This is a genomic window from Arthrobacter sp. B0316-5-4 (assembly GCF_059090325.1).
Window position 1 is genome coordinate 1 of the sequence record NZ_JBNHFN010000005.1, and the last position, 26,545, is coordinate 26,545.

28 protein-coding genes are annotated in these 26,545 nt (G+C 64.5%); 9 read left to right on the plus strand and 19 right to left on the minus strand.

Annotated elements, in window-relative coordinates; all coding sequences use genetic code 11:
* On the plus strand, positions 1–510 hold a 510-nt coding region (locus AC5RU9_RS15500; RefSeq protein WP_494017145.1), incomplete at its 5' end, for a hypothetical protein.
* Between the two features lie 352 nt (positions 511–862).
* On the opposite strand, the gene AC5RU9_RS15505 is transcribed toward AC5RU9_RS15500, so the two are convergent.
* The 11 genes from AC5RU9_RS15505 to ftsH form a co-directional block, all read right to left on the minus strand.
* Positions 863–2,371 (minus strand): DHA2 family efflux MFS transporter permease subunit, encoded by a 1,509-nt coding sequence (locus tag AC5RU9_RS15505; RefSeq protein WP_494017146.1) that lies wholly within the window; start codon positions 2,369–2,371, stop codon positions 863–865.
* A 106-nt stretch (positions 2,372–2,477) separates the two neighbouring features.
* Positions 2,478–3,380 (minus strand): pantoate--beta-alanine ligase, encoded by a 903-nt coding sequence (gene panC / locus AC5RU9_RS15510; RefSeq protein ID WP_494017147.1) that lies wholly within the window; start codon positions 3,378–3,380, stop codon positions 2,478–2,480.
* A 5-nt stretch (positions 3,381–3,385) separates the two neighbouring features.
* A complete protein-coding gene (locus tag AC5RU9_RS15515; RefSeq protein ID WP_494017148.1) occupies positions 3,386–4,294 on the minus strand; it encodes a Rossmann-like and DUF2520 domain-containing protein in 909 nt (302 codons plus the stop codon).
* Positions 4,287–5,852, minus strand: coding sequence for a PH domain-containing protein (locus AC5RU9_RS15520; RefSeq protein ID WP_494017149.1), 1,566 nt, complete (start codon positions 5,850–5,852; stop codon positions 4,287–4,289). Before AC5RU9_RS15520 ends, AC5RU9_RS15515 begins: the two co-directional genes overlap by 8 nt.
* A complete protein-coding gene (locus AC5RU9_RS15525) occupies positions 5,849–6,361 on the minus strand; it encodes a PH domain-containing protein (protein ID WP_494017150.1) in 513 nt (170 codons plus the stop codon). Before AC5RU9_RS15525 ends, AC5RU9_RS15520 begins: the two co-directional genes overlap by 4 nt.
* Positions 6,342–6,860: a DUF3180 domain-containing protein gene (locus tag AC5RU9_RS15530; protein ID WP_211710444.1), complete on the minus strand. Its 519-nt coding sequence runs from the start codon at positions 6,858–6,860 to the stop codon at positions 6,342–6,344. Before AC5RU9_RS15530 ends, AC5RU9_RS15525 begins: the two co-directional genes overlap by 20 nt.
* A gap of 2 nt (positions 6,861–6,862) precedes the next feature.
* Positions 6,863–7,402, minus strand: a complete 540-nt coding sequence (gene folK, locus AC5RU9_RS15535) for a 2-amino-4-hydroxy-6-hydroxymethyldihydropteridine diphosphokinase (protein ID WP_494017151.1) — start codon at positions 7,400–7,402, stop codon at positions 6,863–6,865.
* Entirely contained in the window at positions 7,399–7,758 is a 360-nt protein-coding gene (gene folB / locus AC5RU9_RS15540; RefSeq protein ID WP_494017152.1) for a dihydroneopterin aldolase, read from the minus strand. The genes folK and folB overlap by 4 nt, the downstream gene beginning before the upstream one ends.
* A 12-nt stretch (positions 7,759–7,770) precedes the next feature.
* Positions 7,771–8,676 carry a dihydropteroate synthase gene (gene folP, locus AC5RU9_RS15545; protein ID WP_494017153.1) on the minus strand — a complete coding sequence of 302 codons (906 nt, stop codon included), beginning with the start codon at positions 8,674–8,676 and terminating at the stop codon, positions 7,771–7,773.
* Between the two features lie 5 nt (positions 8,677–8,681).
* Positions 8,682–9,314, minus strand: a complete 633-nt coding sequence (gene folE / locus AC5RU9_RS15550; protein WP_211710440.1) for a GTP cyclohydrolase I FolE — start codon at positions 9,312–9,314, stop codon at positions 8,682–8,684.
* Positions 9,315–9,324: 10 nt separating this feature from the next.
* The gene (ftsH, locus tag AC5RU9_RS15555; RefSeq protein WP_211710439.1) at positions 9,325–11,394 is read right to left on the minus strand and encodes an ATP-dependent zinc metalloprotease FtsH; all 2,070 of its coding nucleotides are present in this window, start codon (positions 11,392–11,394) and stop codon (positions 9,325–9,327) included.
* 392 nt (positions 11,395–11,786) lie between these two features.
* Between ftsH and AC5RU9_RS15560 the strand changes: the two genes are divergently transcribed.
* Entirely contained in the window at positions 11,787–12,764 is a 978-nt protein-coding gene (locus AC5RU9_RS15560; RefSeq protein WP_494017154.1) for a hypothetical protein, read from the plus strand.
* An 8-nt stretch (positions 12,765–12,772) separates the two neighbouring features.
* Here the strand turns inward: AC5RU9_RS15560 and AC5RU9_RS15565 are convergent, their stop codons facing one another.
* The 5 genes from AC5RU9_RS15565 to dacB all read right to left on the minus strand — a co-directional run bounded on the left by AC5RU9_RS15565 (position 12,773) and on the right by dacB (position 18,589).
* Positions 12,773–13,615 carry a hypothetical protein gene (locus tag AC5RU9_RS15565; protein ID WP_494017155.1) on the minus strand — a complete coding sequence of 281 codons (843 nt, stop codon included), beginning with the start codon at positions 13,613–13,615 and terminating at the stop codon, positions 12,773–12,775.
* Between the two features lie 543 nt (positions 13,616–14,158).
* The gene (gene hpt, locus AC5RU9_RS15570) at positions 14,159–14,710 is read right to left on the minus strand and encodes a hypoxanthine phosphoribosyltransferase (RefSeq protein ID WP_026540856.1); all 552 of its coding nucleotides are present in this window, start codon (positions 14,708–14,710) and stop codon (positions 14,159–14,161) included.
* A 31-nt stretch (positions 14,711–14,741) separates the two neighbouring features.
* Positions 14,742–15,833 (minus strand): tRNA lysidine(34) synthetase TilS, encoded by a 1,092-nt coding sequence (gene tilS, locus AC5RU9_RS15575; RefSeq protein WP_494017530.1) that lies wholly within the window; start codon positions 15,831–15,833, stop codon positions 14,742–14,744.
* Positions 15,834–15,961: 128 nt separating this feature from the next.
* Entirely contained in the window at positions 15,962–17,083 is a 1,122-nt protein-coding gene (locus tag AC5RU9_RS15580; protein WP_494017156.1) for a zinc-dependent metalloprotease, read from the minus strand.
* Between the two features lie 60 nt (positions 17,084–17,143).
* Positions 17,144–18,589 (minus strand): D-alanyl-D-alanine carboxypeptidase/D-alanyl-D-alanine endopeptidase, encoded by a 1,446-nt coding sequence (dacB, locus tag AC5RU9_RS15585; RefSeq protein WP_494017531.1) that lies wholly within the window; start codon positions 18,587–18,589, stop codon positions 17,144–17,146.
* A 213-nt stretch (positions 18,590–18,802) separates the two neighbouring features.
* Here dacB and AC5RU9_RS15590 point away from each other — a divergent pair, with 213 nt between their 5' ends.
* From AC5RU9_RS15590 to AC5RU9_RS15615, 6 genes are all read left to right on the plus strand, one after another.
* Complete coding sequence (locus tag AC5RU9_RS15590; RefSeq protein WP_039239147.1) at positions 18,803–19,294, plus strand: inorganic diphosphatase; 492 nt, start codon at positions 18,803–18,805, stop codon at positions 19,292–19,294.
* 156 nt (positions 19,295–19,450) lie between these two features.
* Positions 19,451–20,431 carry a hypothetical protein gene (locus AC5RU9_RS15595; RefSeq protein ID WP_494017157.1) on the plus strand — a complete coding sequence of 327 codons (981 nt, stop codon included), beginning with the start codon at positions 19,451–19,453 and terminating at the stop codon, positions 20,429–20,431.
* Positions 20,428–21,204 (plus strand): hypothetical protein, encoded by a 777-nt coding sequence (locus AC5RU9_RS15600; protein WP_494017158.1) that lies wholly within the window; start codon positions 20,428–20,430, stop codon positions 21,202–21,204. The genes AC5RU9_RS15595 and AC5RU9_RS15600 overlap by 4 nt, the downstream gene beginning before the upstream one ends.
* A gap of 47 nt (positions 21,205–21,251) precedes the next feature.
* Positions 21,252–21,887 carry a hypothetical protein gene (locus tag AC5RU9_RS15605; protein WP_494017159.1) on the plus strand — a complete coding sequence of 212 codons (636 nt, stop codon included), beginning with the start codon at positions 21,252–21,254 and terminating at the stop codon, positions 21,885–21,887.
* The gene (locus AC5RU9_RS15610; protein WP_494017160.1) at positions 21,874–22,509 is read left to right on the plus strand and encodes a hypothetical protein; all 636 of its coding nucleotides are present in this window, start codon (positions 21,874–21,876) and stop codon (positions 22,507–22,509) included. Before AC5RU9_RS15605 ends, AC5RU9_RS15610 begins: the two co-directional genes overlap by 14 nt.
* Before the next feature lie 81 nt (positions 22,510–22,590).
* The gene (locus AC5RU9_RS15615) at positions 22,591–23,190 is read left to right on the plus strand and encodes a hypothetical protein (protein ID WP_211710431.1); all 600 of its coding nucleotides are present in this window, start codon (positions 22,591–22,593) and stop codon (positions 23,188–23,190) included.
* A 112-nt stretch (positions 23,191–23,302) separates the two neighbouring features.
* On the opposite strand, the gene AC5RU9_RS15620 is transcribed toward AC5RU9_RS15615, so the two are convergent.
* Genes AC5RU9_RS15620 through AC5RU9_RS15630 form a run of 3 tightly spaced genes read right to left on the minus strand, consistent with a single transcriptional unit; the run spans position 23,303 to position 25,280 of the window.
* Positions 23,303–23,899: a DUF3618 domain-containing protein gene (locus AC5RU9_RS15620; RefSeq protein ID WP_211710430.1), complete on the minus strand. Its 597-nt coding sequence runs from the start codon at positions 23,897–23,899 to the stop codon at positions 23,303–23,305.
* Positions 23,896–24,330 carry a phage holin family protein gene (locus tag AC5RU9_RS15625; RefSeq protein WP_257370053.1) on the minus strand — a complete coding sequence of 145 codons (435 nt, stop codon included), beginning with the start codon at positions 24,328–24,330 and terminating at the stop codon, positions 23,896–23,898. The genes AC5RU9_RS15620 and AC5RU9_RS15625 overlap by 4 nt, the downstream gene beginning before the upstream one ends.
* Positions 24,327–25,280: a hypothetical protein gene (locus AC5RU9_RS15630; RefSeq protein WP_494017161.1), complete on the minus strand. Its 954-nt coding sequence runs from the start codon at positions 25,278–25,280 to the stop codon at positions 24,327–24,329. Before AC5RU9_RS15630 ends, AC5RU9_RS15625 begins: the two co-directional genes overlap by 4 nt.
* Positions 25,281–25,462: 182 nt before the next feature.
* Here AC5RU9_RS15630 and AC5RU9_RS15635 point away from each other — a divergent pair, with 182 nt between their 5' ends.
* Positions 25,463–26,545 (plus strand): FUSC family protein, encoded by a 1,083-nt coding sequence (locus AC5RU9_RS15635; RefSeq protein ID WP_494017162.1) that lies wholly within the window; start codon positions 25,463–25,465, stop codon positions 26,543–26,545.

The window sequence follows — 26,545 nt, forward strand, 5'->3', positions numbered from 1 at the left end:
CACACGGGGGTGCATGACAGTACCGGCATAATTCAACCAATTGATAAAACAATCGGTATCAACAAACTTGGCACACTATTGAGTTCTCAAACAACAGACACTAACCGGCACCACCCACGCCCACCAAAGGGTCCAGGATCGCTCCGGAGCAACTTTTCAAACTTACCCGAACCAGCCGCACAAAGCAAACCAACCCAGGGCCTCCCCCACCACATCCGAAGCGCACAAAGCACTACCGAAACCGGTAATTTGAAGGGAGTCTGTCACCACTTTTTCCGCATCAGCGGCGGCGACTCAGATAACTTTACACGCGCCCAACCCCCGAACCAAATCCACCCCAACACCACCCAAAAACCCCGCAAACACCCGGAAAACACCCCCACCACTACCCAAAGAACCACCAAAACACCCCAAACCAACACCAGTGAAGCCCATCACACCAACCCGCAACCACCACCACTGACGCAGAACCACAACGCCACCCACCGCCGTCGAACACCAAGAACCTGAAAAAGCATCCGGCCCAAACCGCCGGGACCTGAGCGAGCATCCGCTTCAAACCGGCGGGACCTGAGCGAGCGTCCGCTTCAAACCGGCGGGACCTGAGCGAGCGTCGGAAGACGGGGGCGGTTATCCGGCAGCGCGCGTCCAAGGGAGGAACGACCGAGCGCGCCGAGGATCACCGCCTCCGTCGTCCCGGCACCAGCACCAGCACCAGCACCAGCACCAGCAAGCACGCTTAAACACAAAAAGGGCCGGCAACCATAACGGTTGCCGGCCCTTTCAGAGCTGGATTACTAAGCGGATCTAGGCCGGGACGTGAGAGAGCGTCGGCCTGAAGGGGCCGGGACGTGAGGGAGGGTCAGTGGCCCCCGTGGCCGGCGGCGCCTTCGGTCTTGCGCATCATGGCGCCGAGGACTACTGCGGCTATGGCTATGACGGTCGCGGCCAGGAAGGCTGCGTGCATGCCGGCCACCAGTCCGGACGATGCGGAAACCACCGAGTAGATCGAGACGAGCAGCGCCGTGCCGGCTGCACCCGAAACCTGCTGGGCCGTGCTGATGATCGCTGAGCCGTGGGAGTACAGGTGCGGGGGCAGTGGGTTCAGGCCAGTGGTGAACGCGGGCGTAAAGAGCAGTGCCAGGCCCAAGCTCAGGGTGACGTGGAGGGCAATGACCCACCCCAGGGCGCTGGCTTCATCCAGGCGGGAGAACTGCCAGAGGGTGAGGACCATGAGGATGGAACCTGAAAGGGTGAGGGGCAGGGGTCCGACTTTGTCGAAGATCCGCCCAATGACCGGGCCCAGCAAGCCCATGGCCAACCCGCCCGGCAGGAGCGCCAGCCCGGTTTCCAGTGGCTGCAGGTGAAGCGTGTTCTGCAGGTACAGCGGCAACAGGATCACGCCACCGAACAATGCCATCATCGCAACCACCATCAACAGCGTTGACACGGTGAACATGCGGAACTTGAAAGCACGGAGGTCCAGCAGAGGAGAGTCTGACTTCTGGAGCTTGAGCTGGCGGAAGACGAACAGCGCCAGGCAGAGAAGCCCGACCACCAAAGCGATGACAGGAACAACCCCCGCGTCTGCGCCACCGATCTGGCTCAGGCCGTACACCAAGCCACCGAAGGCAGGCACGGTGAGGATCACGGAGAAGACGTCCAGGGTGGTCTTTCCACGCTCGCCCACGTTAGTGAGGTACTTGGCACCGATCGCGAAGGCAGCCAAAGCGACCGGCAGCACGAACACGAACATGAAGCGCCACGAGAAGTTGTCCAGGATGATGCCGGAGACCGTGGGGCCCATGGCCGGGGCCACCGAGATGGCGATGCTGACGTTACCCATGACGGCACCACGCTTGGACATGGGGACCAGGGTCAGGATGGTGGTCATCAGCAGCGGCAACATGATGGCCGTTCCGCCTGCCTGGACGATTCGCGCCAGCAGGAGCACAAGGAATCCTGGCGCCAAAGCGGCCAGCAAGGTGCCTCCACTGAACAGACCCATGGCCAGCATGAACGCCCCACGCGTACTCATCCGCTGCAGGATGAAACCAGTAGTGGGAATGACTACGGCCATGGTCAGCATGAAGCCAGTGGCCAGCCACTGCACCGTGGAAGCGCTCACCTGGAGATCCGTCATGAGCCGCTGCAGGGCGACGTTCATGATGGTCTCGTTGAGGATCACGACGAACGTGGCCACCAGCAAGGTCACGATGACGGTGACCGACTCGCGGGACATCTTTCCAGACGCTGGGGCCTGGGCTTCAGGAGCCTGCTGGTGCGAAGCCTCCGTGGCGGTGACACCGCCGGAGGTGGGCGCGCCGGATTCGGGCTTGCCGTTGGCGTCGGACGAGACGTCGGTAGACATGAGGATTCCCCAAGGTGTGGTTTTTGGTGGCCGGCGATCGATGCCGGTGAAGACTAGAACAGTCTAAGCGCCCACCGAATTCCCGTCAGTAGGAAATTTCCAAACGCTAGGAAAACAATGGTGCGTTGTCGATAAGCCGCACCGGACCTACCTTGGCTGCGATGATCGCCAAACCCTCGCCCCGGAACGGGGTCTCTTTGCAATTCTCCGCCAGCGGTTCCAGCGTGGTGGGATCCACGACGTCGAAATAGTCCAGTTCCACCAGCGGCTGGGATTCGACAAGCTCGACGGCGGAGTCCAGGTCCAGTGGTTCGTGGGCGTTGGCGCGGGACTCGATAAGCCGCAGTGCCCGCGAAAGGACCAGGGCAGCTTCGCGCTCTTCATCCGAAAGGAACCGGTTCCGGCTCGACAACGCCAGGCCGTCCTCACTGCGAACGATGGGCACCGGGACGATCTCCACGGGGAAGTTCAGGTCCGCGACCATGCGCTTCACCAGCGCCAACTGCTGCGCGTCCTTCTGGCCAAAGTAAGCCCGGTAGGCCGCCGTCGTGCCGTCAGCTGAAGCACCTCCGGGAAGTCCGTAGTGCAGCAGTTTGGCCACCACGGTGAGGGCACCGTCGAAGTGGCCGGGGCGCGAGGCGCCCTCCCATTTGTCGCCGAGCGGGCCGGAAGTAACGCGTACCAATGGCTGGCCGCCCGGGTACACCTCGTCCACTGACGGCGCGAAGACCAGGTCAACGCCTTCCGCGTCAAGCAGGGCCATGTCGGCGTCGAGCGTGCGGGGGTAACGGTCCAGGTCAACGGCGTCACCGAACTGCAGCGGGTTCACGAAGATCGTGGCAACCACGACGTCGTTCTCGGCAACGGCGGTCCGGGCAAGAGCGGCGTGACCGGAGTGGAGGGCACCCATGGTGGGCACCAGTCCCTGCGAATTCCCGCCTTTGGCTGCCAGGAGCCTGGCACTTTCGGCGCGAAGCTGGGCCGCGGTGGTTACGAGTTTGATGGCCATGCTGTTCAGTTTCCTTCCAACGCCTCGGGCTCCTCGCCCAAAGCCTTGCTGATGTCGTTCAGTTGTTCCGGGCGCAGCAATCCGCGGTTCACTGCCCGGCGCGCGGTAGCCTGCGCCATGGCCTGGTAGGCGGCAAGGACATCGCCGCCGGCGCCGCCGTCGTATTCCTTCAACGCCTGGGCGTGCGCGGAAACGGTACCTACATCCCCACGCGCCACCGGACCGGTCAACGCCGATTCGCCGGAGGCGAGTGCGTTCTCCAGTGTCGCGCGCAGCAACGGGCCCAGCATGGACTCAGGGTTTTCGACGCCGATCTCCCGCAGCATCTGCGACGCCTGCGCCACCAACGTCACCATGTGGTTGGAGCTGTGCGCGAGGGAAGCGTGATAGAGCGTGCGGTCACCTTCGGCAATGACCACAGGCTCGGCACCCATCTCCACTACCAGCGCCTGGGCGATCGGCAGCATCGCAGCGTCCGCGGTCACACCAAACGTGCAATCCATGAGGCGGGTCAAGTCCAGGCTCATGCCCGTGAAGGTCATGGCGGGGTGGAGGGCCAGCGGAATCGCGCCGGCCGCGCGGACCGGGTTGAGGATTCCGACGCCGAACCGGCCCGAGGTGTGCGCCACCAGTTGGCCGGGCTGCCAGGCGCCGAGCTTGGCCAGTCCCCCAACCAGCTCACCCAGGGCATCGTCCGGGACGGCCAGCAGCACCAGCTCCGAGCGCTCCACGATGTCCTGGATTTCCAGGATCGGGACGCCGGGCAGCAGGTTTTCGGCCCGCTCGCGGCTCGCCTCGGACACCGCGGAAACCCCGACGACGGCGTGCTCGGCGGCGCGCAAGGCCGCACCCAGCACTGCGCCCACCTTCCCGGCGCCAATGATCCCGACTCCGAGTCGTCCTGGCCTAGCCATCCTGGCGGTCCTCCTGTTGTAGTGGCGATGGGAATTGCTCTGGTTGCCCCGGCTGTGGCTGTGCGGCGGCTGCGACTTCCGGGGCCTGCGGGGCTACCTGCGCCAGCCATTGTTCGCTGGTTTGCCGCTTCCGGGCCTCCCGGGCCCGCGCCGCCTGTTGGTCGAACAGTTCAACGGCTTGTTCTACCCCGGCTTGGAAAACCCTGGGCGAAACCGGTCCGGCCGTTGTGTGGAGCACAAGGTCGGCCACCCGGAAGCGCCGGGCCAAGGGGCCTTGATGCAGGGCCATCGACTGTGTCCGCTGATGCGGAACAACCACCAGCGTGCGCCACCAGCGGCCGGAGCGGATCAGCAGGGCAGTCCTGGTGGCGAAGAAACCGTTGCGTCGCCAACCCAGTGGTGCCAGCAAGCGTGCTCGGCGCGGGGTCACAACGAAGCCGTCGTCGCTTGGGGCAGCCGGACGGCCTCCCGCGGCGAGCCCCGTCAACCCCGCGGTGAACACCTTTTCGGGATCGTCCACGCCAGGATCAGGCAGCACCAACGACATCATCCGCATGACGTCGGGCTTCAGCCCAACGGGCAACAACATGGTCCGGGCAGCACCTTCGGTACCCGCGGCGCCGTAGCCTGCCACGTTGACGTGCATCCGGTACCAGCCGAAAATCCTCCAGATCGGGGGCTGTGCGACCATAACGGCCTGGATGCGACCGGGCGGGAGCGTCTGCGCCTGGGTGTCCAGCAGCCCGTATCGAAGCCGGATACCGTCCGGTGAGATCGCTGCAGTGAAGTTATAGCCCTTATTGAACGAACTCCAATACGCCGCTCCGATGCCCAGGATGGCAGGGATCAACGCCAGGAAAATTGCCTGGTTGTCCATGAGGACAGAAACACCCACCACGGCGGCCGCGCCCAGCAGGATACCCACGGTTTGCTCACTCAAAAGAAGGGAACCGATGAGCCGCCCCGGTGGTACCGACAACACCACATGCTCGGGCGCCTCAGGCACTTCCTCCCCGGCCGCTTCCGGGCCGCTGACCACGCCCGCCGCACGCGCGAGGATGGTTGCGCGAAGTTGCTTGGCCTGGTCAAGCGGAAGGTACGCCAGCCGCACAGCCGACTCTCCGGCGTCGGCCACTTCGAACTTGAGTTCAGCGAGGCCGAAGATCCGCGCCAGCAGCGGCTGGACAATGTCAATGGCCTGGACGCGGTCCAGGCGGGCCTGTCGTTGCTGCTTAAAAAGGAAGCCCGTGTTCACGCGGACATAGCCCTCAGCCACTTGATAGCGCGTGAAGTACCAACTGAGGATAAAACCGCCAACGGTCAGCAGCAGGAGCACAGCTCCACCGGCAAGCAGCCACGGGGCGCGGCTGTTGAGGTTGGGATCCACGAATTCCCGGCCCTGCAGGACGCGCTCGAAAGCGTCACGGCCAAAGAAGTATCCGACGGCGGCCAGCGCCACCCAGCCGCGAACGAACGGCGACGCCGGGTGGACCCGCCGCCAAACGCCGTCGACGGTTTCATCCCGGAGGCTCACAGCCGCGTTTCCCTCCGGGCTCACAGCCCGGCCAGCCGGGCTTCTCCGCGGGCCGACAGTTGCTCGCGGAGTCGCGCGCCTTCCTCCGCCGGAAGCCCCGGCAAGTGGGCGTTGGTCCCGGCAGAAGCGGTGTGAAGCTTCAACGTGCACAGCCCCAGGCTGCGCTCCACGGGCCCAACGGCGACGTCAACATATTGCATCCGGCCATAAGGGACCACCATGGTCCGCTGGAAGAAAATGCCGCGCCGAATAAGGAGGTCGTCGTCGCGTTCCGCATAGCCGATGGCACGCACCTGCCGCGGGATCAGCACCAAGCGCCAGAGTGCCAGGACCAGCACGACCGCTGGAACCGTGACGGCAAGCCACAACGGCGGCCAGCGCCACCACCCAAGAAGCACAAAAAGGAGCGGCAAGCTGAGGACCACCAACAACACCACATTGCCGATGGCCCACTCCACCAAGCGAACCGTGACGTACTTCGGGGAGACCCTGAGCCACTGGACGCCCGGAGGATCAATCGCCGCGGTAGGCATATTCGCCCTCACCCTTGGTCTCGCCGCGGCGCGTGTCAGGCCCGGGAGTTCCGCCCTCGAAGTCCTCCGGAGGTATCCGGCAGAACCGCTCAACCACGATCCCCACCACCACCATCGCCACTCCGCCGCCACCCATGAGCAAAGCGTTCCAGAGGATGCCCTCGCCACTTCGGAGGCTCACCCTGAGGAGGTCAATCGAAATACCTGCGTGCCAACCCAGGAGGAGTGTCCCGGCATACGCGCAAGCCTGGGCCAGGATCAACGTCCTCGCAGCCAGGATCGGGTTCAGCATGTTCTTCTTCTTGCCGTTCCGCCAGCGCAGCACCCGGATACCCATGATGAGGGTGAGCCCGGCGATGACGCCCATGGTGATCAGGGCAGATTCAGGAAGGACCGGCGTAGCCATGCTGAAACGGTTGGTGGCCATCGTAGCCAGCCAGGCAATGACGGCAGCGACAACGGCGATAAGCAGCAGGACGACGGGGCGCATTGCTTTCATGGCTACTCCAACGCGCCCGTGGCGGGCACGCCGGCGACGTCGCCGAAACCGTCAAAACGACGGATGTCCGGCATGTCGGCGGCGACGGCAGCCAGTTCAGCCACGCTCCGCCCCTCCAGTTGCGCATGGGGTTCCAACAGCGACCACGGGTACAGCACGAAAGCCCGCTCGGCTGCCCGCGGATGCGGGATGGTGAGGATGGGATCTTCGCTGGCAAGGTCGCCGAAGACAATAATGTCCACGTCAAGGGTCCTGGGACCCCACCGGACTTCACGGACACGGTGATGCTTCTGTTCCACGTCATGGCAATGCTTCAGGAGCTCCAACGGCGTGAGCGTCGTTTCGACCGCCATGACCATGTTCAGGAAATCGGGTTGGCCTTCCGGTCCGCCAACAGCCTTGGTCTGGACTACCGGAGACACCCCAAGCAACCTGACCTCGGGAGGATCCACGAGGTCCGCCACTGCGGTGGAGAGCGTGTCGTTCCGCTCGCCCAGGTTGCTGCCCAGCGCCAGGATGGCCTTGGTGTAGACAGACGTCATGATCGCTCCCTGTGGACGCTGACGGTGACGTCACCAAACGGCACCTCGATAGGCGCCTTGGGCTTGTGGACGGTGACATCGACGGCGGCCACGGCGTAGTTCGCCAGGATGCCCTCGGCGATCCTGACGGCCAGGGCCTCGATCAGGTTCAGTGGTTCACCCTCGATGTGCTTGGTGATCAGCTCGGCAACTTGGCCGTAATGCGCCGTGTACTGCAGGTCATCGGTCTCGGCGGCCTTGGTGAAATCCGTGTGCAGCACTGCATCCACCACGAACGGCTGGCCGTCACGGCGCTCGAAATCGAACACCCCGTGATAACCGACGGCGGTGACGCCGCTCAGCGTGATCCTGTCCACAGCGTTTTCCAATCAGCGGGCGATACGGGCGGCGACCTTGACGGCGTCAAGGCTGGGACCGACGTCGTGAACGCGGACAGCCCAGGCGCCCTTGGTGGCGCTCAAAGCGGTGATGGCCGCCGTGGCGGCGTCACGTTCAAGAGGCGCAGCCGACTTGCCGGAAACAGTCAGGAGCGAACCGAGGAACCGCTTGCGGGAAGCAGCCACCATCACCTTGTGGCCGAGGCCAAAAAGCTTGTCGAGGTTCTTGAGGATCTCCCAGTTCTGGTCCTCGTTCTTGGAAAAACCAACGCCCGGATCGATGATGATCTGCTCCGGCGCGACGCCCGCTGCGTACAACTTGTCCCGGACGCCGCTGAGTTCCGCCACGACATCGTCAACGACGTTGTCATAGTCCGTGAGGCTGTCCATGGTCAGGGCGTCCCCACGGCGGTGCGTGAGGATGTAGGGAACCTTGGTGCGGGCCACAAGTTCGGGCATGTCCGGCTCGATGGTCAGGCCGGAAACATCGTTGATGATCGCCGCGCCTGCCTCCACGGCTGCCGCGGCAGTGGACGTGTGCATCGTGTCGATACTGACCAGCGCGCCCGCTTTGACCAGCGCCTCAATGACCGGGATAACCCGGCGCTGTTCCTCTTCGGGGGAAACCGGTTCCGCACCGGAGCGCGTCGATTCGCCTCCGACGTCGATGATGTCCGCACCCGCGTAGAACATACGCAAACCGAGGGCGATGGCCGTATCCGGCGTCCGGTGGGTGCCGCCGTCGCTGAAGGAATCCGGGGTGACGTTCAGGATTCCCATGACGAGCGTGCGGTCCGTTGGCAGGTCCTCGAACCTGGCCGCGGGCCGCGGCTTACGGAGAACCGGCAGCGGGCTTGTGGCCGGGCCGGTTCCGGGTGCTGCAGCGAGGGAGTCCATAATGCTTACCTTCCGAGTATGAGGCTCATGGCCTCGGCGCGGGTGGCCGGGTCATGGAGCTGACCGCGCACCGCGCTGGTGACGGTCTTCGCGCCGGGCTTGCGAATGCCGCGCATGGACATGCACATATGCTCGCATTCGACGACGACAATCGCCCCGCGCGGGTTCAGGTGCGTTACAAGGGCCTCAACGATCTGCGTAGTGAGCCGCTCCTGCACCTGCGGCCGACGGGCATAGATATCCACCAGCCGCGCCAACTTGCTAAGCCCAGTGACCTTGCCGTCATGTGACGGAATATAACCGACATGCGCGACGCCGTGGAAAGGCACCAGATGGTGTTCGCACGTCGAGTAGAAGGGGATGTCCTTGACGAGGACAAGCTCTTCATGGTCGAGGTCGAAGGTAGTGGACAGCACCTCTTCCGGGTGCTGGTGAAGGCCCGCGAAGACCTCGGCGTAGGCCTTGGCCACGCGCTTTGGCGTGTCCTGGAGGCCCCCACGCTCGGGATCTTCCCCAATTGCAAGGAGAATCTCGCGAACCGCCGCTTCAATGCGCGGGCGATCCACTTTATGGCCGTGCTTGGAGCCCGCGGCAGAACCGTGGGCGGCGGCGAGGTCGTCGTCGTCGAAATGAGTCACAGCAGAAAGCTTAGCCGTGATGAGGGTTGTCAGGGCCGCCGTTGGGATTCGGCGCCTCGAAGGACTCCTGGCTGCTGACGCCCTGGGCGTGCGGGGCCACGACGTCCAACGGCTCGTCCAGGCGGGCCTTCTTGGCTTCTTCCTGGGCCTCACGTTCGGCCTTCTCGGCACGGCTTTCGACCGGCGGGATCGACTGGACCGGGCGGGATTCCTTGGACAGCCAGATCTCACGGAAATCACGTTTCCGAATGTCGTGGAAGATCTCTGCGATCTCAGCCTGGTTCAAGGTTTCCCGTTCCAGGAGTTCCAGGGCCAGACGATCCAGGACGTCGCGGTTTTCGGTGAGGATGGCGTAGGCCTCGTCGTGTGCCTGGTCGATCAGGCGACGAACTTCCTCATCCACCACGTAGGCGATCTGGTCCGAGAAGTTGCGCTCCTGTGCGGCGTCGCGGCCGAGGAACGGCTCGCCGCCGCCCTGGCCCAGCTTCACGGCACCAACGCGTTCGCTCATGCCGTACTGCGTGACCATTTTCCGGGCCGTGGATGTGGCCTTCTCAATGTCGTTGGAAGCACCCGTGGAGGGGTCGTGGAACACGATTTCCTCAGCAACACGGCCGCCCATGGCGTAGGCCATCTGGTCCAGCAGTTCGTTGCGGGTAACCGAGTACTTGTCGTCCTCGGGGATGACCATAGTGTAACCGAGGGCGCGACCACGGGGAAGGATGGTGATCTTGGTGACCGGGGCCGAGTTGCGCAATGCCGCAGCAACCAGCGCGTGGCCACCCTCGTGGTAAGCGGTGATCTTGCGCTCAAGTTCCTTCATGACACGGCTGCGCTTCTGCGGGCCGGCCATGACGCGGTCGATTGCCTCGTCCAGGGCTCGGTCGTCAATCAGGTTGGCGTTGGAACGCGCGGTCAGCAGTGCGGCCTCATTGAGCACGTTGGCCAAGTCAGCACCGGTGTAGCCGGGGGTCTTCTTGGCAACAGCCCGTAGATCGATGCCCTGTGCCATCGGCTTGCCCTTGGCGTGAACGTTGAGGATCTGTTCGCGGCCGATCATGTCCGGGGCTTCCACGGTGATCTGGCGGTCGAAACGGCCCGGGCGGAGCAATGCCGGGTCCAGGACGTCCGGACGGTTGGTGGCTGCGATGAGGATGACGTTGGTCTTGACGTCGAAGCCGTCCATCTCCACGAGGAGCTGGTTGAGCGTCTGCTCGCGCTCGTCGTTACCGCCGCCGATACCGGCGCCACGGTGGCGGCCCACAGCGTCGATTTCATCGACGAAGATGATGGCCGGAGAGCTTGCCTTGGCCTGCTCGAAAAGATCGCGGACACGGGAAGCACCCACACCGACGAACATTTCCACGAAGTCCGAGCCGGAAATGGAGAAGAAGGGAACACCGGCTTCACCAGCGACAGCACGGGCCAGCAGGGTCTTACCCGTACCTGGAGGGCCGTAGAGCAGCACACCCTTGGGGATCTTGGCGCCTACGGCCTGGAACTTAGCGGGTTCCTGGAGGAATTCCTTGATTTCCTGGAGCTCTTCCACGGCCTCGTCAGCGCCGGCAACGTCGGAGAAAGTCACCTGCGGCATGTCCTTGTTGACCAGTTTGGCCTTGGACTTGCCGAACTGCATTACCTTGGAACCGCCGCCCTGCATGCGAGAAAGCAAGAACCAGAACAGGACACCCAGCAGCAGCACCGGGATGAGAAGCGAGAAAAGGCCGGAGAACCAATTGTTCTCGACCGGCTGGTCCGTGAAGCCCTTATCCGGGTTGGCGTTGGTAACAGCCTTCACCACATCGGGACCGCGATCCGTGACGTAGAAGAACTGGACGTTCTTGCCCTTGTCCTGACCATCGAGGTTCAGGTTGTCCTTGAGTACCAGGTCAACACGATTCTCGGCGTCGAAAATCTTTGCCTGCTCAACCTTCCCGCTCTGGGAAAGGAGCTCGAGGCCTTCCTTGGTGTCAATGCGCGTGGAACCGCCCGGAGCAAGTGTCGCGAATGCCACCAGGAGCAAGCCAACGACGACAACAATCCAGATGCCCGGGCCCTTGAAGAAACTCTTAGCTTTCATCTGATCGGGGTTTTGCCCCGTCCCTCCTGGTAGTGCTGCAAGGCGCAACTTCTGCGCGCGAGTGGTGCTGCTTCAGTTTCAAGCTATACACCGTTCCCAGTAATTCACGCACCGGAAAGTCCAAAAGTTCCCTCTGGGCGTACACAGGATACTCGGGTCCGGGGCGACATGACAGGGTTTGTTGCTCACCAAACACGGGGTGCGCCCGGCGGTGCGCACCCTTTGACGCCCGCCGCACCCGTAACCTCGGGGGCGGCCGGCGGTAAAGGGCGCGACGCGAGCCACACACGGGGGCGTAGGGCGGGAAAGGACGCGTCGCCGGGCTCCTCTTGTTATCCACATAGAAGGTGTTTCCAGTCGTGGATCCTTTGCGCCGCTGAAAGTGTTGGCCTATGGCAGCCATCGAGTTGATTCTCTCTTCAGATACGGCGCGGATAGGACAGGATCCCCGTATCCTCGCTAAGCGCTGCAAGCGTGGCGAGTTGGTCCGTGTTCGTAGGGGCGCCTACGTTCCTGCGGACTACTGGGCCCATCTGAACGACCGCCAGCGCCATGGACTTCGGGCAGCAGCACTGGTCAACACAACATTGACGCCGCCCACCTTCAACCTGCAGACAGCCGCACTCCTCTGGGGGCTGGGTGTAGTAGGGACGCCCAGCCAACTACGTACCGTCACCTCGGACCCGAGAGGGGGACGATCGAAGCACGGCATCCAAAGAACCCTTGGAAGTTTGGATGTTGGGGTGACGCAGCTGGGCGGCTTTCGCGTCACGGACAAGCTACGGACAACCGTTGAACTGGCTTCAACATTGAACTTCGCCGAAGCGTTGGCCGTCGTGGACAGCAGCCTACGGAAACACGCGCCCGGCGAATCCGTGGATGCCGGCAGTTGGGACAAGGAGAAAGCGTGGGGTTCACCATCGAACGCAGGGGATTTGCGCGACGCCGCTTCCGCCCTTGGTCATCAGACAAGACAACGACGTGTCGCCCGGATTCTCGATCTATCGACAGACAAGTCCGAATCCGTGGGTGAATCCATCAGCCGGGCGCAGATGATTCTGCTCAACTTCCCGGAACCCAGGCTCCAAGGTTCGTTCACTTTAAGGAGCGGGCGAACTGCACGAACAGACTTTTGGTGGCCAGAGCTCGATCTCGTGGGCGAATTCGACGGTCAGGGAAAATACCTGCGCAACAAGCTGCGGGGCCAGCAAACCATTCAGCAAGCCGTGATGGCCGAGAAAGCCCGCGAGAACGGGCTGCGGGCCCTGGGGCTAACCGTCATCCGCTGGGACTGGGCGGAGATGATGAACCCGCGAACCTTCGCGCGGATCTTGAATGACGGAGGGCTGAAGTCCAGGCGTGCGGCCTGACTGGGGCCCTAACCATTGACAGCGGCCACCGGCAGGACCAGCAAGTAGCCTGCGGGCAACTGATTGCTCCACCGCCGTGGCTCGCGGACCACGAATTGGGTAGCCAACTGCCCGGGAGTGATCAGGCTGTTGGGTTCCGGCGATGGCCCCCACTGGCCACTCCCGTACGGATACAACGGATCCAGAACACGAACACCCGTGACGGAGAAGTCCGTGAATGCCCGAGGATCCCCCAAGGATTCGAACCCACTCATCACCCAGGCATGACGGCCACTCCACATCACCAAGCCCACGGGTCGGCCGGTTTCGGTGAGCGCCCGCGCCGCAGTTCGCAGTGAGTCGTCGTAATTGGCGACGCTCACTACTTTGTAGGGACCCATTCCAACCTCGTTGAGTACCTGCGCCCAGCCGAAGGGGTTTGCCCCGTTGAACGAATCCGAAGACCTCGCCCTGGCCATTTCCCACAACTCGCCTTGCTGCGCAGAAGCGGCCCAGGTTCCACCACCGGTGTCGTCCACCAGGTTGTGGGCCATCTGGATGCTCGCGGCAACGCACCAGTCAAACGTGTATTGCGGCACAAAGTCGCCTTCACGGAACAGGTTCAGCGCGAACGGCTGAGGCACCGGCGGCGGGGCCGGGGCTGTGGGCGCGGCCTGCGGCGGGGCGGTGGGCTGCGAATCGCCCGGGAGCGGCGACGACGGTGTGGGCGCGGCCTGCGGCGGGGTCACTGTGATGGATGCCTGCGGCTGAGCGGAGACGATTTCCCCGGCACCGGAAGATGGAGTGCATCCCGTAAGGAAGGTCGCCACGACGACGAGCCAAAGGAATGGACGGGCGGGGGCACCGGTCATATTCCAGTTTAGCGCCGGGCAGGGCCGCGATCCGAGGCCGGGGGCAGCCCAACCGGACCCCCGTCACCACAAGCGCACACGGTGCCGCCGGACGCACCCCTTAAGCGCACGCGCCGCACCCCTTCCCGCCCAGCGCACCAGTGATTGTGGGTGCGAAAAGCGTTAAGTGGTGCGGCGCTGCTTACTCGTGGACGTGCGGAGCCAAGGTGCCGACGGACGCACCCCTAAAGCGCACACTCCGCCCCCTTTCCCGCGCAGCGCAGCAGTGGTTGTGGGTGCGGAAAGCGGCAAGTGGTGCGGGGCTGTAACAGGTGCGGAGTGGTGCGGCGCTGCCTACTCGTAGACGTGCGGGGCCAAAGTGCCAGCGGACGCATCCCATAAGCGCACAAGGTGCCGCCGGACGCACCCCTTAAGCGCACGCGGTGCCGCCGGACGCACCCCTTAAGCGCACACGCCGCACCCTTTCCCGCCCAGCGCACCAGTGGTTGTGGGTGCGGAAAGCGGGAAGGGGTGCGGCGCTGTGAAAGAGGGGTGCGGCGCTGCCTACTCGTAGACGTGCGGAGCCAGGGTGCCGACGAAGTCCAGGTTGCGGTACTTTTCGGCGTAGTCGAGGCCGTAGCCCACGACGAATTCGTTGGGGATGTCGTAGCCGACGTACTTGACGTCGATTTCCACCTTGGCTGCGGTCGGCTTACGGAATGCCGTGCAGATCTCGACGCTGGCCGTGCCGCGGGATTCGAGGTTGGACTTGAGCCAGGAAAGGGTCAGGCCGGAATCGATGATGTCCTCGACGATCAGGACATCCTTGCCCATGAGGTCGGTGTCCAGGTCCTTGAGGATCCGGACAACACCTGACGATTGCGTTCCCGAACCGTACGAAGAGACTGCCATCCAGTCCATGCTGACGTGGCTGTGCAGCGCGCGTGCCAGGTCAGCCATGACCATCACCGCACCCTTGAGAACGCCGACGACAAGGATGTCGCGGCCCTCGTAGTCCTTGTCGATCTGCGCCGCGAGTTCCGCGATGCGTGTTTGGATCTGCTCTTTGGTGTAAAGAACGTGCTTGAGATCTGCCTGGACGTCGTTTGAATCCACCAATGGCTCCTGTTTTGATGCTCGGGTGCGGCTACTGTTGGGACGGTTTCTGATGCCGGAATACTAGCTTCCCACAGCGCGCGGCATCGCGGGGACCGACCCCGGCCGAATCCTGGCTTGCGGAGCCGGTTGCGGGCAAGGACGCAGCAGTCGCGGAACCTGGCAGGTCCCACCGCTGCTGTTCCAGATCGCTGAGGGATAAACGGAAAACGCTCACGTGCCCGGGGAGTTCCACCGGCCCGGCCGATCCCTGCCGCCGAAGCAGGGCTTCCGCGGCTTGGAGCCGCCCGTAGCCGGGCTGCTGGCCCCCGACGTCGGAGGCTGCCTTCGCAATGACGCGGAACCTCAGGGCCGCGGGCAGTTCCCGGACGGCGCCCTCGGGCAACCACGCGTCCCCATCCTCGCGCCGGACAAGTGAGAGATAGGTCTCGTTGGCAAGGTCCTCGAGGAAATCGGCGTCCTGCTGAAGGATGGCCGCGGTCCGGGCCAAAGACTCGGCCACTCCCGGCCCGAGCTTCTCTTCCAGGACAGGCATGACTTCCACCCGGGTCCGGGAGCGGGCAAAGGACGGATCGGCGTTGCTCGGATCATGCCAAGGATGCAGTTCTTCGACGTCGCAGATCTCCAACGTCTCTTCGCGCCGAAGACCGAGGAAGGGCCGGAGCAGGCGCCCGCGGGCGGGCCTCATGCCAGCCAGGGATCGCGTGCCGGAACCGCGGGCAAGCCCCAGAAGCACCTGTTCGGCTTGGTCGTCCAAGGTGTGGCCCAGGAGGATCGCCCCACAACCAAGGTCATCAGCGGCGGCGTCGAGGGCTGCGTGACGGGCGTCCCGGGCGGCGGCTTCGGGCCCAAACCCGGTGGCAGCAACGTCCACGGTGCGCACTTCCACCGGGGCGAGCCCCAACTCGCGCAACACCGATGCCGTCCGGGCAGCGACGTCAGCCGAGCCTGGCTGCAATTGGTGGTCAACCACCACCCCCGCTACTGACACCGGATGCCCATCCACGTGTCCACGCCTGGCAAAGTACGCGGCAACTGCTGCCAGGGCCAAGGAATCCGGGCCTCCACTGCAGGCCACAAGCACATGTGACGGATAGCCTGCAATGGCGAGGGCGTTTTGCAACTGCTTCCGTGCCTTGCCGACGACCGGCGCTAAACGCCCTGGCCGCCGTCGTCCCCTACCAGCGGTGGCTGCCGGGACAGGAGCGTCGCCCGCGGTATCAGCCGAAGCGCCCGCTTCATCGGAAAAACTCAAAGCCCCATCCGCTCCAGCCACAGTTTGGAGTTATGGATTTCCTCTTCTGTGGGGAGATGTTCGGCGGCGTCCCAAACCTTGTTGAAGCCTTCCATCCCGGCCACGGCAACAACTTCGCGGACGAACTTGGCGCCATCCGTGTATTGCCGCATCTTGGCGTCCAGGCCGAGGAGGTTGCGGATGAATTTCTCCACCACGCCCCGTTCCTTGCCGCGCTCGTTGAAGCGCTGGCGGATGGTACGCACGGACGGAACGATGCTGGCGTCCACGGCGTCCATCACCACGTTGGCGTGCCCCTCAAGGAGGCTCATCACGGCGGTGATGTGGGAGAGGGAGGCCTTTTCCTCGGGGTTCTGGAGCAGGTCCAGGATGGCCCCGCGGCCGGGCACCTTGTCTGAGGGATTGCGATCTCGCAGGGACTTGGCGATGGCGCCTGCCCGGTCAACCAAGGAATCCATGTTGCCCAGCAGGTTGCCGCTGAGCTTTTCGATCTCGTCCAGCATGTGATGCCGGAGCCACGGCGCCGCGGCAAACTGCACACGGTGGGTTTGCTCATGGAGGCAGACCCAGAGCCGGAAATCGTCGGGGTGGACGTTGAGTTCGCGCTCCACGGAGATGATGTTGGGCGCCACCAGGAGGAGCCTGCCGCCCGGAGGGACGTTGGCGCCCGGGGCAAGGGCCGCGAAGGGGTCGTACTGACCCAGGACCTTGCTGGAGAGGAAGGCGAGGACGGCCCCGAGCTGGGTGCCGGTGATGGCACCGCTGGCGGCTGCGGCTGCGGGGGTCATGGCCACACTGCTGCGGCTCTCCACCATTTTCTGCAGCGCGGGTTGGAGCATCACGGCGAAGCTCTGCGTGTTGGCCTTGGACCAGGAGGCACGGTCCACCACCAGGACATGGGAGTCACGCAGGTCCCTCGCGGCATCCAGGCCCGTGATGTCGTGCACGTGGGGGACGGAGATGTCCGCGTTGAACCGCAGGTTATCCACCGCCTTGCCGATCTCCCCTGCGCTGAGCTCAGGACCTGGAGGGGCAAGCCGGGCAGCCGTAGAGGCGGCCAGGTCCCAATTGATCAGGGACGGGGCCCCTGCTGACGATTCGCGGGCAGATGACACCATACGGACCATCACACCACACGTGACTGACAATGAGCCGTTAAGTTCGCTAGACGCGGAGCTTCAACTGCGGCAGCCGCACGAGGCCAGACCTGACGCTGTCCGGTCCATAGCTGCCTTGTTTCCGGCGGCACCGGGTTCGAGTCCATTGCCGATGAACGAGAACACCAGCAGCCGGCCATCGGCGTCAACCACATAGCCGCTCAGTGCGATCACTGAATTCAACGTCCCGGTCTTGGCGCGGACAAGCCCAGCGCCTTCGGCCGTGCTGGCATCCACGTACCTGTTATCCAGGGTGCCGGTCAGTCCAGCTACCGGGAAACCGTCCAGTGCCGTGCGGAGGGAAAGGTCCGGGCCGCTGGTGATTGCACGGACAACCTCGACGAACTGCCGGGCGCTGACCTGGTTTTCCAGGGCAAGGCCCGATACGTCGGCCAACTGCATCGAATCCGTGGCGATCCCCAACTCCGCCAGCCGTTGCCGCACGGCCGCAGTGGCGCCGTCGTACGTGGCTTCCTTCCCGGACGCGGCTGCGGTCATCCGGCCCAGGGCCTCGGCGAGGAAGTTATCGGAGGTCTCCAGCATAAGGTCGACCTGTTCGCTGACGGTGGCCGACTCAGCTGCGGCCAGCACCTTGGTGGGGAGGCCCTTGCCGCGTTCGACGCCGGGACTCACCGCTACGCCGGCAGCCGCCAACTGCTCGGCGAACGCCTGGGCGGTGGTGACCGCGGAGTCCTGGGGCCTGGGCCCGCTCATCACGGTCGGCGAGTATCGGCCCGAATTTAACGCCAGCGAAAACAGGGGTGCTGTCTCGCCGGCGGCGACGTCGTCCAGGCTCCAGGCCGGGTTGAGGGGCGCGCCGCTGAACAGGGTGTCGTCCACCTGGACGGTGACTGGGCCTTTAACTCCAGCGGCCGTCAACGCGGTGGCCGTATCTGCGGCCAAGGACGCCAGGCCTGCCCTGCCCATGACGGCGTTGGGATCGGAGGGGGAAGCACCCACCAGCACGTCCCCTCCCCCGGTCAGTACAACCGTGGAGGGATTGTCGGATCCCAGCACGCGGGTGGTGAAGCGCGTGTCCGGCCCCAGGGCTTTCAGGGCTGCGACGGCGGTCAGCAGTTTCATGTTCGACGCCGGGATCCGGTTGGCCGAGGCGTCGCGGTCAAAGAGGACTTTGCCGGTGGAAGCGTCCATGACGACGCCGCTGATGCTGCCCGCACCGTCCGGTTTCAACGTGGCATCGAGGAGTGCCGTGACCTCCGCGGACGCCGGGAGCGGGGCGTTTGCGTCCAGGGGAAGGACCCCGCGCGCGTTGGAAAGGTGGTGGGGTTCCTGCTGCCAGGCGGGCGTAGAAGGCGTCGGCTTGGGGAGTGAAAGCAGCCCGGGCATCATCCCGGCCACCACTACGGCACCGAGGCACAGCAGGACGGACGCCAACAGCACCGGCCATTTCAAGCGCCCCCACGCCGCGGATAACCCTGAGCGGGCATCCCCGTTTTTAACGCCCATCATGGAAGTTGCTTGATCCTGTCAGTCCTGAAATGTCCCCGCCGGTTCAAGAAACCCGGGCCTCTCGCTATATCCTCAATAGTAGTCGGCGGCACCGGCTGCTATTTTTGCCTGCCGCCAGCCCCGGGCTGAGCAGCCTGCCTGAGGCACCGTCACCCGTGACGGCCGCTTCGGCGGAGCGACGCCCCACCCACACCCGTCAAGGAGCATTCCATGAAGCACGACGTGACCATCGAGATCCCCAAGGGATCGCGCGTCAAGTACGAAGTTGACCACGAAACCGGCCGTGTCCGCCTGGACCGCGTCCTGTTCACCTCCATGCAGTACCCCACGCACTACGGTTTCTTCGAGAACACGCTGGGCGAAGACGGCGATCCCTTGGACGCACTGGTGCTCCTCCAGGACTTCGACCTCCACCCGGGCGTCATCGTTGAATCCCGCCCCATCGGCGTCTTCAACATGACCGACGACGGCGGCGGAGACGCCAAGGTCCTCTGCGTTCCTGTTGACGCACGTTTCGACCACATCCAGGAAGTCAGCGACGTCAGCGAGTTCCTGATCAAGGAAATCGAGCACTTCTTCACGCGTTACAAGGACCTGGAGCCCGGCAAGTGGGTCAAGGCTGAGGGCTGGGGCGACCGCGCCGCCGCCGAAGCCGAGCTGGAAGCTTCCATCAAGCGCTACGTTCCGGCTGCGGGACACTGATTTAACGCTCGACGGCGGCTGGTGCGGTTCCCCGTGAACCCCACCAGCCGCCGTCGTTCTTTAAGCAATGATGGGCAGCGCTCCCCATCGCGACATGCCGCTGGTCCCCCTAGGCTGGGACGAGACTTTTCAATGCATGTACACAGGGGGTTCAACATGGCTGGGTTCTACGGCGCAGACATCGCGCAGCTTCGCAGTCTGGCGGGCGTCATGGGCAAAGCCGCCGACGCCATCAGCCTGCAGGGCACGCAATTGTCCAACGCCATCAACTCCACGACGGCGTGGCAGGGCAGGGACGCCACAGTGTTCAAGGGCGACTGGAACACCCAGCACCGGCAGAGCCTGATAAAGGCCGCGAACATGCTGCGGGAAAATGCGAGCCAGCTGAAGAAGCACGCCAACCAGCAGGAATTCGCCAGCCACAACGACGGCTCGGGCACGTCGGTTGGAGTCCTGAAGGACGTCTACGACAGCGGCATGGGCGTCAAGGACCTGGCAGCGCAGCTCTGGACTGCCTACAAGTACGGCAAGTTGGGCCACGCGGAATGGGTCAAGACCCGCGAAGTCCTCACCAACTGGCGCGCGGGCGGAACCGTGGTCCGCGACGCTCTGACCGCGCTGCGCAACGGCGAGAAGGTCACCGATGTCCTCACTGACCTGAAGGCCAACATCCCTTACAGCCAGGCGTTCCAGGATGCGAGCAAGTTCTCCAAGGGCCTCCGCGTCGCGGGCGCGTTGGCCGCCCCGCTGAACATCGTGGGCGGCATCAGCGACATGATCAACCCGGAGCACGACGGCTGGCGCGGTACGGGTGACCGGGTGGCCGGCGGCCTGTCCGTGGTGGGCGGCGTGGGCAGCATCATGCTCATGACCGCCGGTGGCGCGGCACTGCTGGGACCCATCGGTGCACCCATCGTCATCGGCGCAGGCATTGTTGCCGGAGCCTGGGCGCTGGGCAACCTCGTGGCGGACAACTGGGACTCCATCTCCAACTTCGCGCGGAACCCGGGCAGCTATATCGCCGACGGCGCCAAGGAAGTGGCCGGTTTCGCCAAGGACGTAGGCAGTAAGGTGGCAGACGGGGTCGGTAATGCCGCCAAGTCAGTTGGAAACTTTGTCGGAGGGATATTCGGATGACCACCAGCACCATGAAATGGACCCAGCGGGACATAGAGGCCGCAGCCAAGGTACTGGCATCAGCCAGCGCCACAGGAACGGCACTGCCCACGTTGACCGACGAAGAAGTGGTGGCCCTGGACGGCGTCCAACATGAGCAACTGGTGGCGACACCCTGGCTTTCGGCCCAGGATGCCAGCAAAGAACTGATGTGTGCCGTCGCCTTGCGGGGCCTGCTCGCCAAGGAGCTCGTGTACCCGGTGGTCTTCGAGGGCGAAACGGAGCCCTCCCGCCTCCATGCAACCGAGGACATCACCGGCGCCCTGACCCTGCGGCGCAGCGGCAGCAGCGTGATCTCCATTGAGCGCACGGTATCCACCGGCAAGCGCTGGTTGTACGGGTACCTCCACGACGACGGCGTCCTGCTCGAAGAAGTGGACGAGGGCGGGCTGCACGGCTTCACCGCCGTGACGCGCGACCAGTTGGTGCCCCGGCTGGCCGAATTCGTGGACCCGGAAAAGGCAGCCAACCGCGACACCGACGCTACCGTGTACACGGAACCCCAGTTCGAGGAACACGCGGCCACAGCACTCGCGGACACCCAGGCTGCCAGCAACGTCGTTGCATTCAATGCCGACACGGACGAGTTCCCCACCGTCACCGTCTATACCGGCCCGTCGGGCGTCCACGTCCTGACGCCCCGGGTGACCGGCGAGACCGTCACCCTTGAGCTTAAGGAAACGTCCCAGGCATCCTTGGCCAGCGTCCTGGGCGGACTCGCCGGACTGGCCTGACCTTCCGCACCCGCGCTGCACACCGCCGTCGAGCCTGAAAGCCCCTCATGAGCAATCCGAAGTCCACCACCGCCACCGGACTGGTTGACGCCGCCAACGGCCGCGCCGTCCGCCGCCACACCGACACCGGGGCGTACTTCGTCAAAGCCTCTGGAACCGCGCACTTCTGGGGCCGGGTCCTGGACGCGATCGTTTTCCTCGCCGGCTACGTGGTCCTGGCCGTGATCCTCGCAGTGGTGCGCGAATCCATGATGAACAGCGGCTCGGCCCTGGGATACAACAACGGCCTGTGGCTGACCCTGTATGTTGCCCTCTGGTTTGTTGGCCTGTTCGTGTACGGCATGATCTGGGGCACCGTGGGAAGCGTCGGCGACGCCGCTGCGGGCATGCGCTCCGCGCGGATCAAGGATGGCACGACGGCGGGTGCCTGGTTGGGTGGTTGGCGGGCCATTTGCTGGTCCTTCTTCCCTTTCTTCGTGGTGATGGTCATCGCCGCGGCCTTCAGTGGCGGATCCGGCGACACGTGGGACCCCAAGTTCGCCGCCGTGGACCGCCGTTCGGGCCTGACCCAGGGCATGCCGCCGGTTACTGATCCCAAAGCTGCCGCTGCCCAAAAAGCCGCCGCCGCGGAGCAGGAAAACCTCCCCAACCTTTACGGCCAGCGCCCGGATGCGAGGCCTTAACTGGCTGGTCCGCCGGGTTGAGCGGCGGCTGGAACCCCAGCTTGGGCAGCTCCGCTACGTGGCTGCTTCCCGGCGCATCTTCTGGAAGATGCTGGTCCCTTGCCTGGTGGTGGGGTTCGCGTTCGGGACCATCGCCGAGTTCGTCAGCCCCATCCGCTCGACGCGCGAAGCCGGCCACTTTAACGATCCCCTCTTCTTTGTCCTGACCAGCATCCTCACAGGGCTGGTGCTGTGGTCCATGACCTTCCTTGGCAGCTTCCGGAAGCTGCTGGTGTTCGACGGCGGGATGGTTGCCAGATACTCGCAGAAACACACCCTGCTGGTGTTCCCGTGGGCTGATATCGCTCCCGCGTCCCTCAAAGTGGTGACCACTATGGACGGCACTGACCCGGACCGGCGCCTGGTGGCGAAACAGAAGGTGGCGCTGGGAGCAGGCGGAGTCAACGCACTGGTGTTCCGGGCACGCGAAACCTTCTGGGTGTTCGCCACGAACGAAGACCTGGAAGCCATGGTGGGAGCTGTCCACACCTCCTTGCGCCACGCCGGGATACCCGGCGCCGACCTTGCGGCGGCAGGCGCGCTGCCCGCCGTCGTGCTGACCGAACGCACCGCACTGGGCTAGCCGGAAGCGCCACTCCGGACAAAGTAACAGGCAGATTTTCCCCTTGCAGAGGCGCTACCAGCCGGTAGCATGTGATCCACTATGTTCACTCTCACCATCAACCAACGCGACAGCCGCCGCGACGGCGACCTTGTGCCCCAGTTGCTCAAGGACCTTCGCCACATTCCAGCGCGGTTGGATTTCGACCGTTCGGTGGAGGATGAAGTGCAGGGCATTGTCGAGTCCAGCCATCAGGCCGTGGAGACGGCGTTGATCGCCCTTCGGTCCAGCCAGTGGTATGTGGGGATCGGGGTGGGGCCGATCAACGAACCGCTGCCCAACCTGGTCCGGGATGCTTCCGGCCATGGACTCGTCTATGCCCGCCGGGCTGTGGACCGTTTGCGCAACGGCAAAGAGCGGATTCCGGTGGCGGTGGACGGCCCCCTGACGGCGCTGGCGTCAGAAGCCGAGGCTGTATTGCGGCTCCTCGGACACATCGTGCAGCACCGAAGCGCCGCGGAATGGCGCGTACTGGACCTGTTGACGCCCGGGGTGCGCGGCCAGCAGAAGACCGTGGCGCAGGAACTGGGCATCTCCACCCAGGCTGTCAGCAAGACACTGGCCCGTGCGCAGTGGGCCGAAGAGCATGCCGCCCGCCCGGCCGCCGCACGCCTGCTGCAAATGATCCTGGAAGTGCGCTGACGCGCCGGCTTAGAACAGTCACACCGCTTTAAAACAGTAATGAGTGACAGCTAACGCCCTTCAGAACGGTCAGAAGGGCGTTTGCTGTCACTCGGATACGTGGGCTTGCAGGTTACTGGTTGCTGATGTTGTCCTTGGCTGCGCCGGCGCGGTCCTGAACATCGGCGGCTGCGGCCTGACCTTCGTCCTTGACGTTGGCCGCCGCCTCCGTGGCGGAGTCCTTGACGTTCTGCATCGCGTCCTGGGCGGGTTCTTTGAGGTGCTCAGCGACTTCCTGCGCAGCGTGGCTCAGCTCGTCGGTCAGCGGCTGCGCCGCGTCCTTGAGGGCGTGGGCGGCTTCGCGTTCCTTCTCCGACGGCGGGAAGAGCGCGGACACCAGGAGGCCTGCGCCGAAGGCGATGAGCCCCGCGGCGATCGGGCTGCCCTGGGCCTTGCTCTTCAACACCTGCGGTGCGTCGCCCAGATCCGAGACGGCACCGGACACGTTGCTGGCTACGCCGGAGACAGCGTCCCCGGCGCGGTTGGCTACGTCACCGGCACGGTCCTGGACGTCGTCGCGGGCACCGAACACGGCCGTCTTCATCCTGTCCACCCGGCGGTTGACGATGTGGGACGGGGTGACCTTGTCCGCCACGGCGTCAACGTTGGTGCTCAGCCGCCGGCGAGTTTCTTCGATATCGGCGCGCAGGGCGTCGGGGTTCTGCGTCATCGTGTCTCCTCAGTGTTCGGTTTCAAAGCGGGGGGTATTTCCTTGACGGTTTCGGCCGTACGCGGCATGCCGTTGATGGTCTTCAGTTCCTTGCGGCCCATGGAGGCCAGCACGGCAGCGACGATTCCCCAGATGACCGCCACAACAACGGCGGACCATCCAAGGCCAATGAGCTGGCCCAAAGCCCACCAGAGGGCAATGGACAGGAACAGCACGGTGATGTGGCCGGCGTAAGCTGCACCGCCCAGCATTCCCGCGCCCTTGCCAGCCTTGGTGGCGGACTCCTTGAGTTCCGCCTTGGCCAGCTCCACTTCCTGGCGCATCAACGTGGAAACGTCGCGCGTCAGGTCGCTCAACAGCTCGCCCAGGGGAAGGGTTTCAGCCTTCTCGTGCGCAGTTGTTGTGGGAGGCAGGTCGGCAGGACTACTCATCGGTGACCTCCGTACTGGGGATCGTCGGGGCGCTCGAGTCCGTCGGGATCAAGGGGGCCGGCCAGCGGGTCGCCCTGCGCCTTGACGCCGCCGGCGTCGGTCTCCGGGTAGGGAAGCGTGGATCCGTCGTAGCCGCCAGTGGTTCCGGCGTCGTAACCGGTGTTTCCGGCGTCGTATCCGGTGGTGGTGGCTGAACCGTATCCCGCGGTGGTGGCGGTGGGTCCCGGCAGGTCAACGGCCGGTGGAGTCACGGCGCCGCCCTGGGTGGGGTAGTACACAGCGCGCGGCGTCCCGGTAGCAGCAGTACCGCTTGTCGAGGCGGATTCGGTGGCGTCGCCTGCCATGCCACGGCCCAGGCGACCGGCGAGGACACCGGCTCCGGCGGCCAGCAACAGGAACGTTCCCGGCTTGCGGCGCGCGAAGCCCTTGACTTCATCCAGCAGCGAACCGGGATCCCGGCTCTCCAGCCAATGGGCGATCGAGGATGAACGCTGTGCTGCCTGCTGGACCAGGTCCGTGGCGACACCACCGTTATCCGTCGAATTGGCCATGGTGGACAGCTCGTCGGAGATGGAGCGCAGGCCTTCGGCAACACGCTGCTGCTGGGCCTGTGCTTGGTCGGACAACTCGCCCTTGGTCTGGGTGAGCAGTTGCCGGGCGTTCACCTTGACCTCCTGGGCCACGTGCCCAGCCTCGGTCTTGGCGGTATCGACCACTCCGCCGGCAGCGTCACCGACGGCGCCGGCCACTCCTGCGGCTTCGTGCTTTGCGGCGTCAACCTTGCCGGAGCTGTCACTTCCGGTGCCCGAGGGGCTGGTGGTGGTGCCTGCGGTGTCGAATTCTACGTCCGGCGAGTCCAGGTAGCTTCCGGTGAACGGTTCGGTACCCGCGGTGCCGCCGTTCCTTGGTGCCGCGAAGCTTCCGTCCTGCGGCGATTGGCTCTCAGTCATTGTCGCTCTCTTTCCACAGTTGGCAGGCTGCGGACAGCAGCCGGGATAGTAAGTATCGTTACTATCAATGGTTGTGTACCCGCTTGCCACTGTTCTAATCGCGCAATTTTGAAAAGATGGTCGCATCACATGCAGCACAGTCCCGCTCGACACTTCCAGGAATACCTGCGAACGTTGGATCGATGAGCCACATGCCCTTCAGGCGGCGGCTGATTCCCGCGCTTCGGAAAACCATCACCAGACACCGGATCCTCTTTGCCGCCAAAACAGCGGTTGCAGCAGGTCTTGCCTGGTGGCTTGCCCCCTACATGCCCGGTCCTGCCGCGGCCTACCCCTATTACGCGCCGCTGGGCGCACTGGTCAGCATGCATCCCACCGTGGCGGACTCCGCCAAGCACGGGTTGCAAAGCCTCGCCGGGCTGGTCCTCGGCATCGGCATGGCCTTCGTTGTCACCTCCTTTGCCGACCCCAACTCCTTCTCCGTGGCGCTGGTGGTTGGGCTGGGAGTGCTGATCGGCGGCCTTCCACGCCTTGGATCGGGTTCGGACTGGATCCCCATGGCTGCACTGTTCGTGCTGGTGCTGGGCGGCTCGAACGCAGAGGGCTTCTCCTTCGGGTACGTCCTCCAAATGGCCCTGGGAGTGACGGTGGGATTCGCCGTGAACTGGTTGGTGATTCCCCCGCTGCACCTGGACGACATCGATCCCGCCATCAGCGGCCACCAGGGCGCACTCTCCCGGCAACTCAAGGACATGGCACGGGCCATGGAGGAATCGTGGCCCCCCAACCATGAAGCCTGGGCCAGCAGGAGCGACGAACTTTCCCTGACGGCCGCCGGCGTCCGGACTGCTGTCCACCAAGCCGAACTGAGCGCCAAGGCGAACCCCCGGTCCCGCCGCCTGGCAACCCGTTTGCCTGGCGACCTGGCTGGTTTACGGACGTTGGAACGGCTCACATTCCACGTCCAGGACATCACCGACGTCCTGGCGAGCGCCATCTGGGAGAGGGACGCGGGGACGGTCATCCCCGACGCCTTGGTGGGCTACCTTTCGGACGCGTTGGAGTCCACGGCCCTGGTCATTGACCATTGGCGGGACGGCGAATCGAATGATCTCGGCACCCTGTTGACGGAGGCGAAGGACTCGATATCCGCGCTGAGCGATGCAGTGGCCGAGGCCGCCGCGGGACAGTCCCCAGTGAACGCGCCGGCGTCGGTGGCCATGAGCCTGCGGCGGATCCTCACCGTGGTGTTGTCCGCCGAGTAA

What these genes read in the sequence shown, in the direction of transcription:
- AC5RU9_RS15625 (WP_257370053.1), bottom strand. Translation starts at nt 24,330, where the DNA reads ATGAGTAGTCCTGCCGACCTGCCTCCCACAACAACTGCGCACGAGAAG.
- AC5RU9_RS15515 (WP_494017148.1), bottom strand. Translation starts at nt 4,294, where the DNA reads ATGGCTAGGCCAGGACGACTCGGAGTCGGGATCATTGGCGCCGGGAAG.
- AC5RU9_RS15530 (WP_211710444.1), bottom strand. Translation starts at nt 6,860, where the DNA reads ATGAAAGCAATGCGCCCCGTCGTCCTGCTGCTTATCGCCGTTGTCGCT.
- AC5RU9_RS15615 (WP_211710431.1), top strand. Translation starts at nt 22,591, where the DNA reads ATGTTCACTCTCACCATCAACCAACGCGACAGCCGCCGCGACGGCGAC.
- ftsH (WP_211710439.1), bottom strand. Translation starts at nt 11,394, where the DNA reads ATGAAAGCTAAGAGTTTCTTCAAGGGCCCGGGCATCTGGATTGTTGTC.
- AC5RU9_RS15610 (WP_494017160.1), top strand. Translation starts at nt 21,874, where the DNA reads ATGCGAGGCCTTAACTGGCTGGTCCGCCGGGTTGAGCGGCGGCTGGAA.
- folP (WP_494017153.1), bottom strand. Translation starts at nt 8,676, where the DNA reads ATGGACTCCCTCGCTGCAGCACCCGGAACCGGCCCGGCCACAAGCCCG.
- AC5RU9_RS15605 (WP_494017159.1), top strand. Translation starts at nt 21,252, where the DNA reads ATGAGCAATCCGAAGTCCACCACCGCCACCGGACTGGTTGACGCCGCC.
- AC5RU9_RS15635 (WP_494017162.1), top strand. Translation starts at nt 25,463, where the DNA reads ATGAGCCACATGCCCTTCAGGCGGCGGCTGATTCCCGCGCTTCGGAAA.
- AC5RU9_RS15560 (WP_494017154.1), top strand. Translation starts at nt 11,787, where the DNA reads ATGGCAGCCATCGAGTTGATTCTCTCTTCAGATACGGCGCGGATAGGA.
- dacB (WP_494017531.1), bottom strand. Translation starts at nt 18,589, where the DNA reads ATGGGCGTTAAAAACGGGGATGCCCGCTCAGGGTTATCCGCGGCGTGG.
- AC5RU9_RS15600 (WP_494017158.1), top strand. Translation starts at nt 20,428, where the DNA reads ATGACCACCAGCACCATGAAATGGACCCAGCGGGACATAGAGGCCGCA.
- folK (WP_494017151.1), bottom strand. Translation starts at nt 7,402, where the DNA reads ATGACGTCTGTCTACACCAAGGCCATCCTGGCGCTGGGCAGCAACCTG.
- AC5RU9_RS15630 (WP_494017161.1), bottom strand. Translation starts at nt 25,280, where the DNA reads ATGACTGAGAGCCAATCGCCGCAGGACGGAAGCTTCGCGGCACCAAGG.
- AC5RU9_RS15620 (WP_211710430.1), bottom strand. Translation starts at nt 23,899, where the DNA reads ATGACGCAGAACCCCGACGCCCTGCGCGCCGATATCGAAGAAACTCGC.
- AC5RU9_RS15565 (WP_494017155.1), bottom strand. Translation starts at nt 13,615, where the DNA reads ATGACCGGTGCCCCCGCCCGTCCATTCCTTTGGCTCGTCGTCGTGGCG.
- panC (WP_494017147.1), bottom strand. Translation starts at nt 3,380, where the DNA reads ATGGCCATCAAACTCGTAACCACCGCGGCCCAGCTTCGCGCCGAAAGT.
- AC5RU9_RS15505 (WP_494017146.1), bottom strand. Translation starts at nt 2,371, where the DNA reads ATGTCTACCGACGTCTCGTCCGACGCCAACGGCAAGCCCGAATCCGGC.
- AC5RU9_RS15580 (WP_494017156.1), bottom strand. Translation starts at nt 17,083, where the DNA reads ATGGTGTCATCTGCCCGCGAATCGTCAGCAGGGGCCCCGTCCCTGATC.
- AC5RU9_RS15590 (WP_039239147.1), top strand. Translation starts at nt 18,803, where the DNA reads ATGAAGCACGACGTGACCATCGAGATCCCCAAGGGATCGCGCGTCAAG.
- AC5RU9_RS15525 (WP_494017150.1), bottom strand. Translation starts at nt 6,361, where the DNA reads ATGCCTACCGCGGCGATTGATCCTCCGGGCGTCCAGTGGCTCAGGGTC.
- AC5RU9_RS15595 (WP_494017157.1), top strand. Translation starts at nt 19,451, where the DNA reads ATGGCTGGGTTCTACGGCGCAGACATCGCGCAGCTTCGCAGTCTGGCG.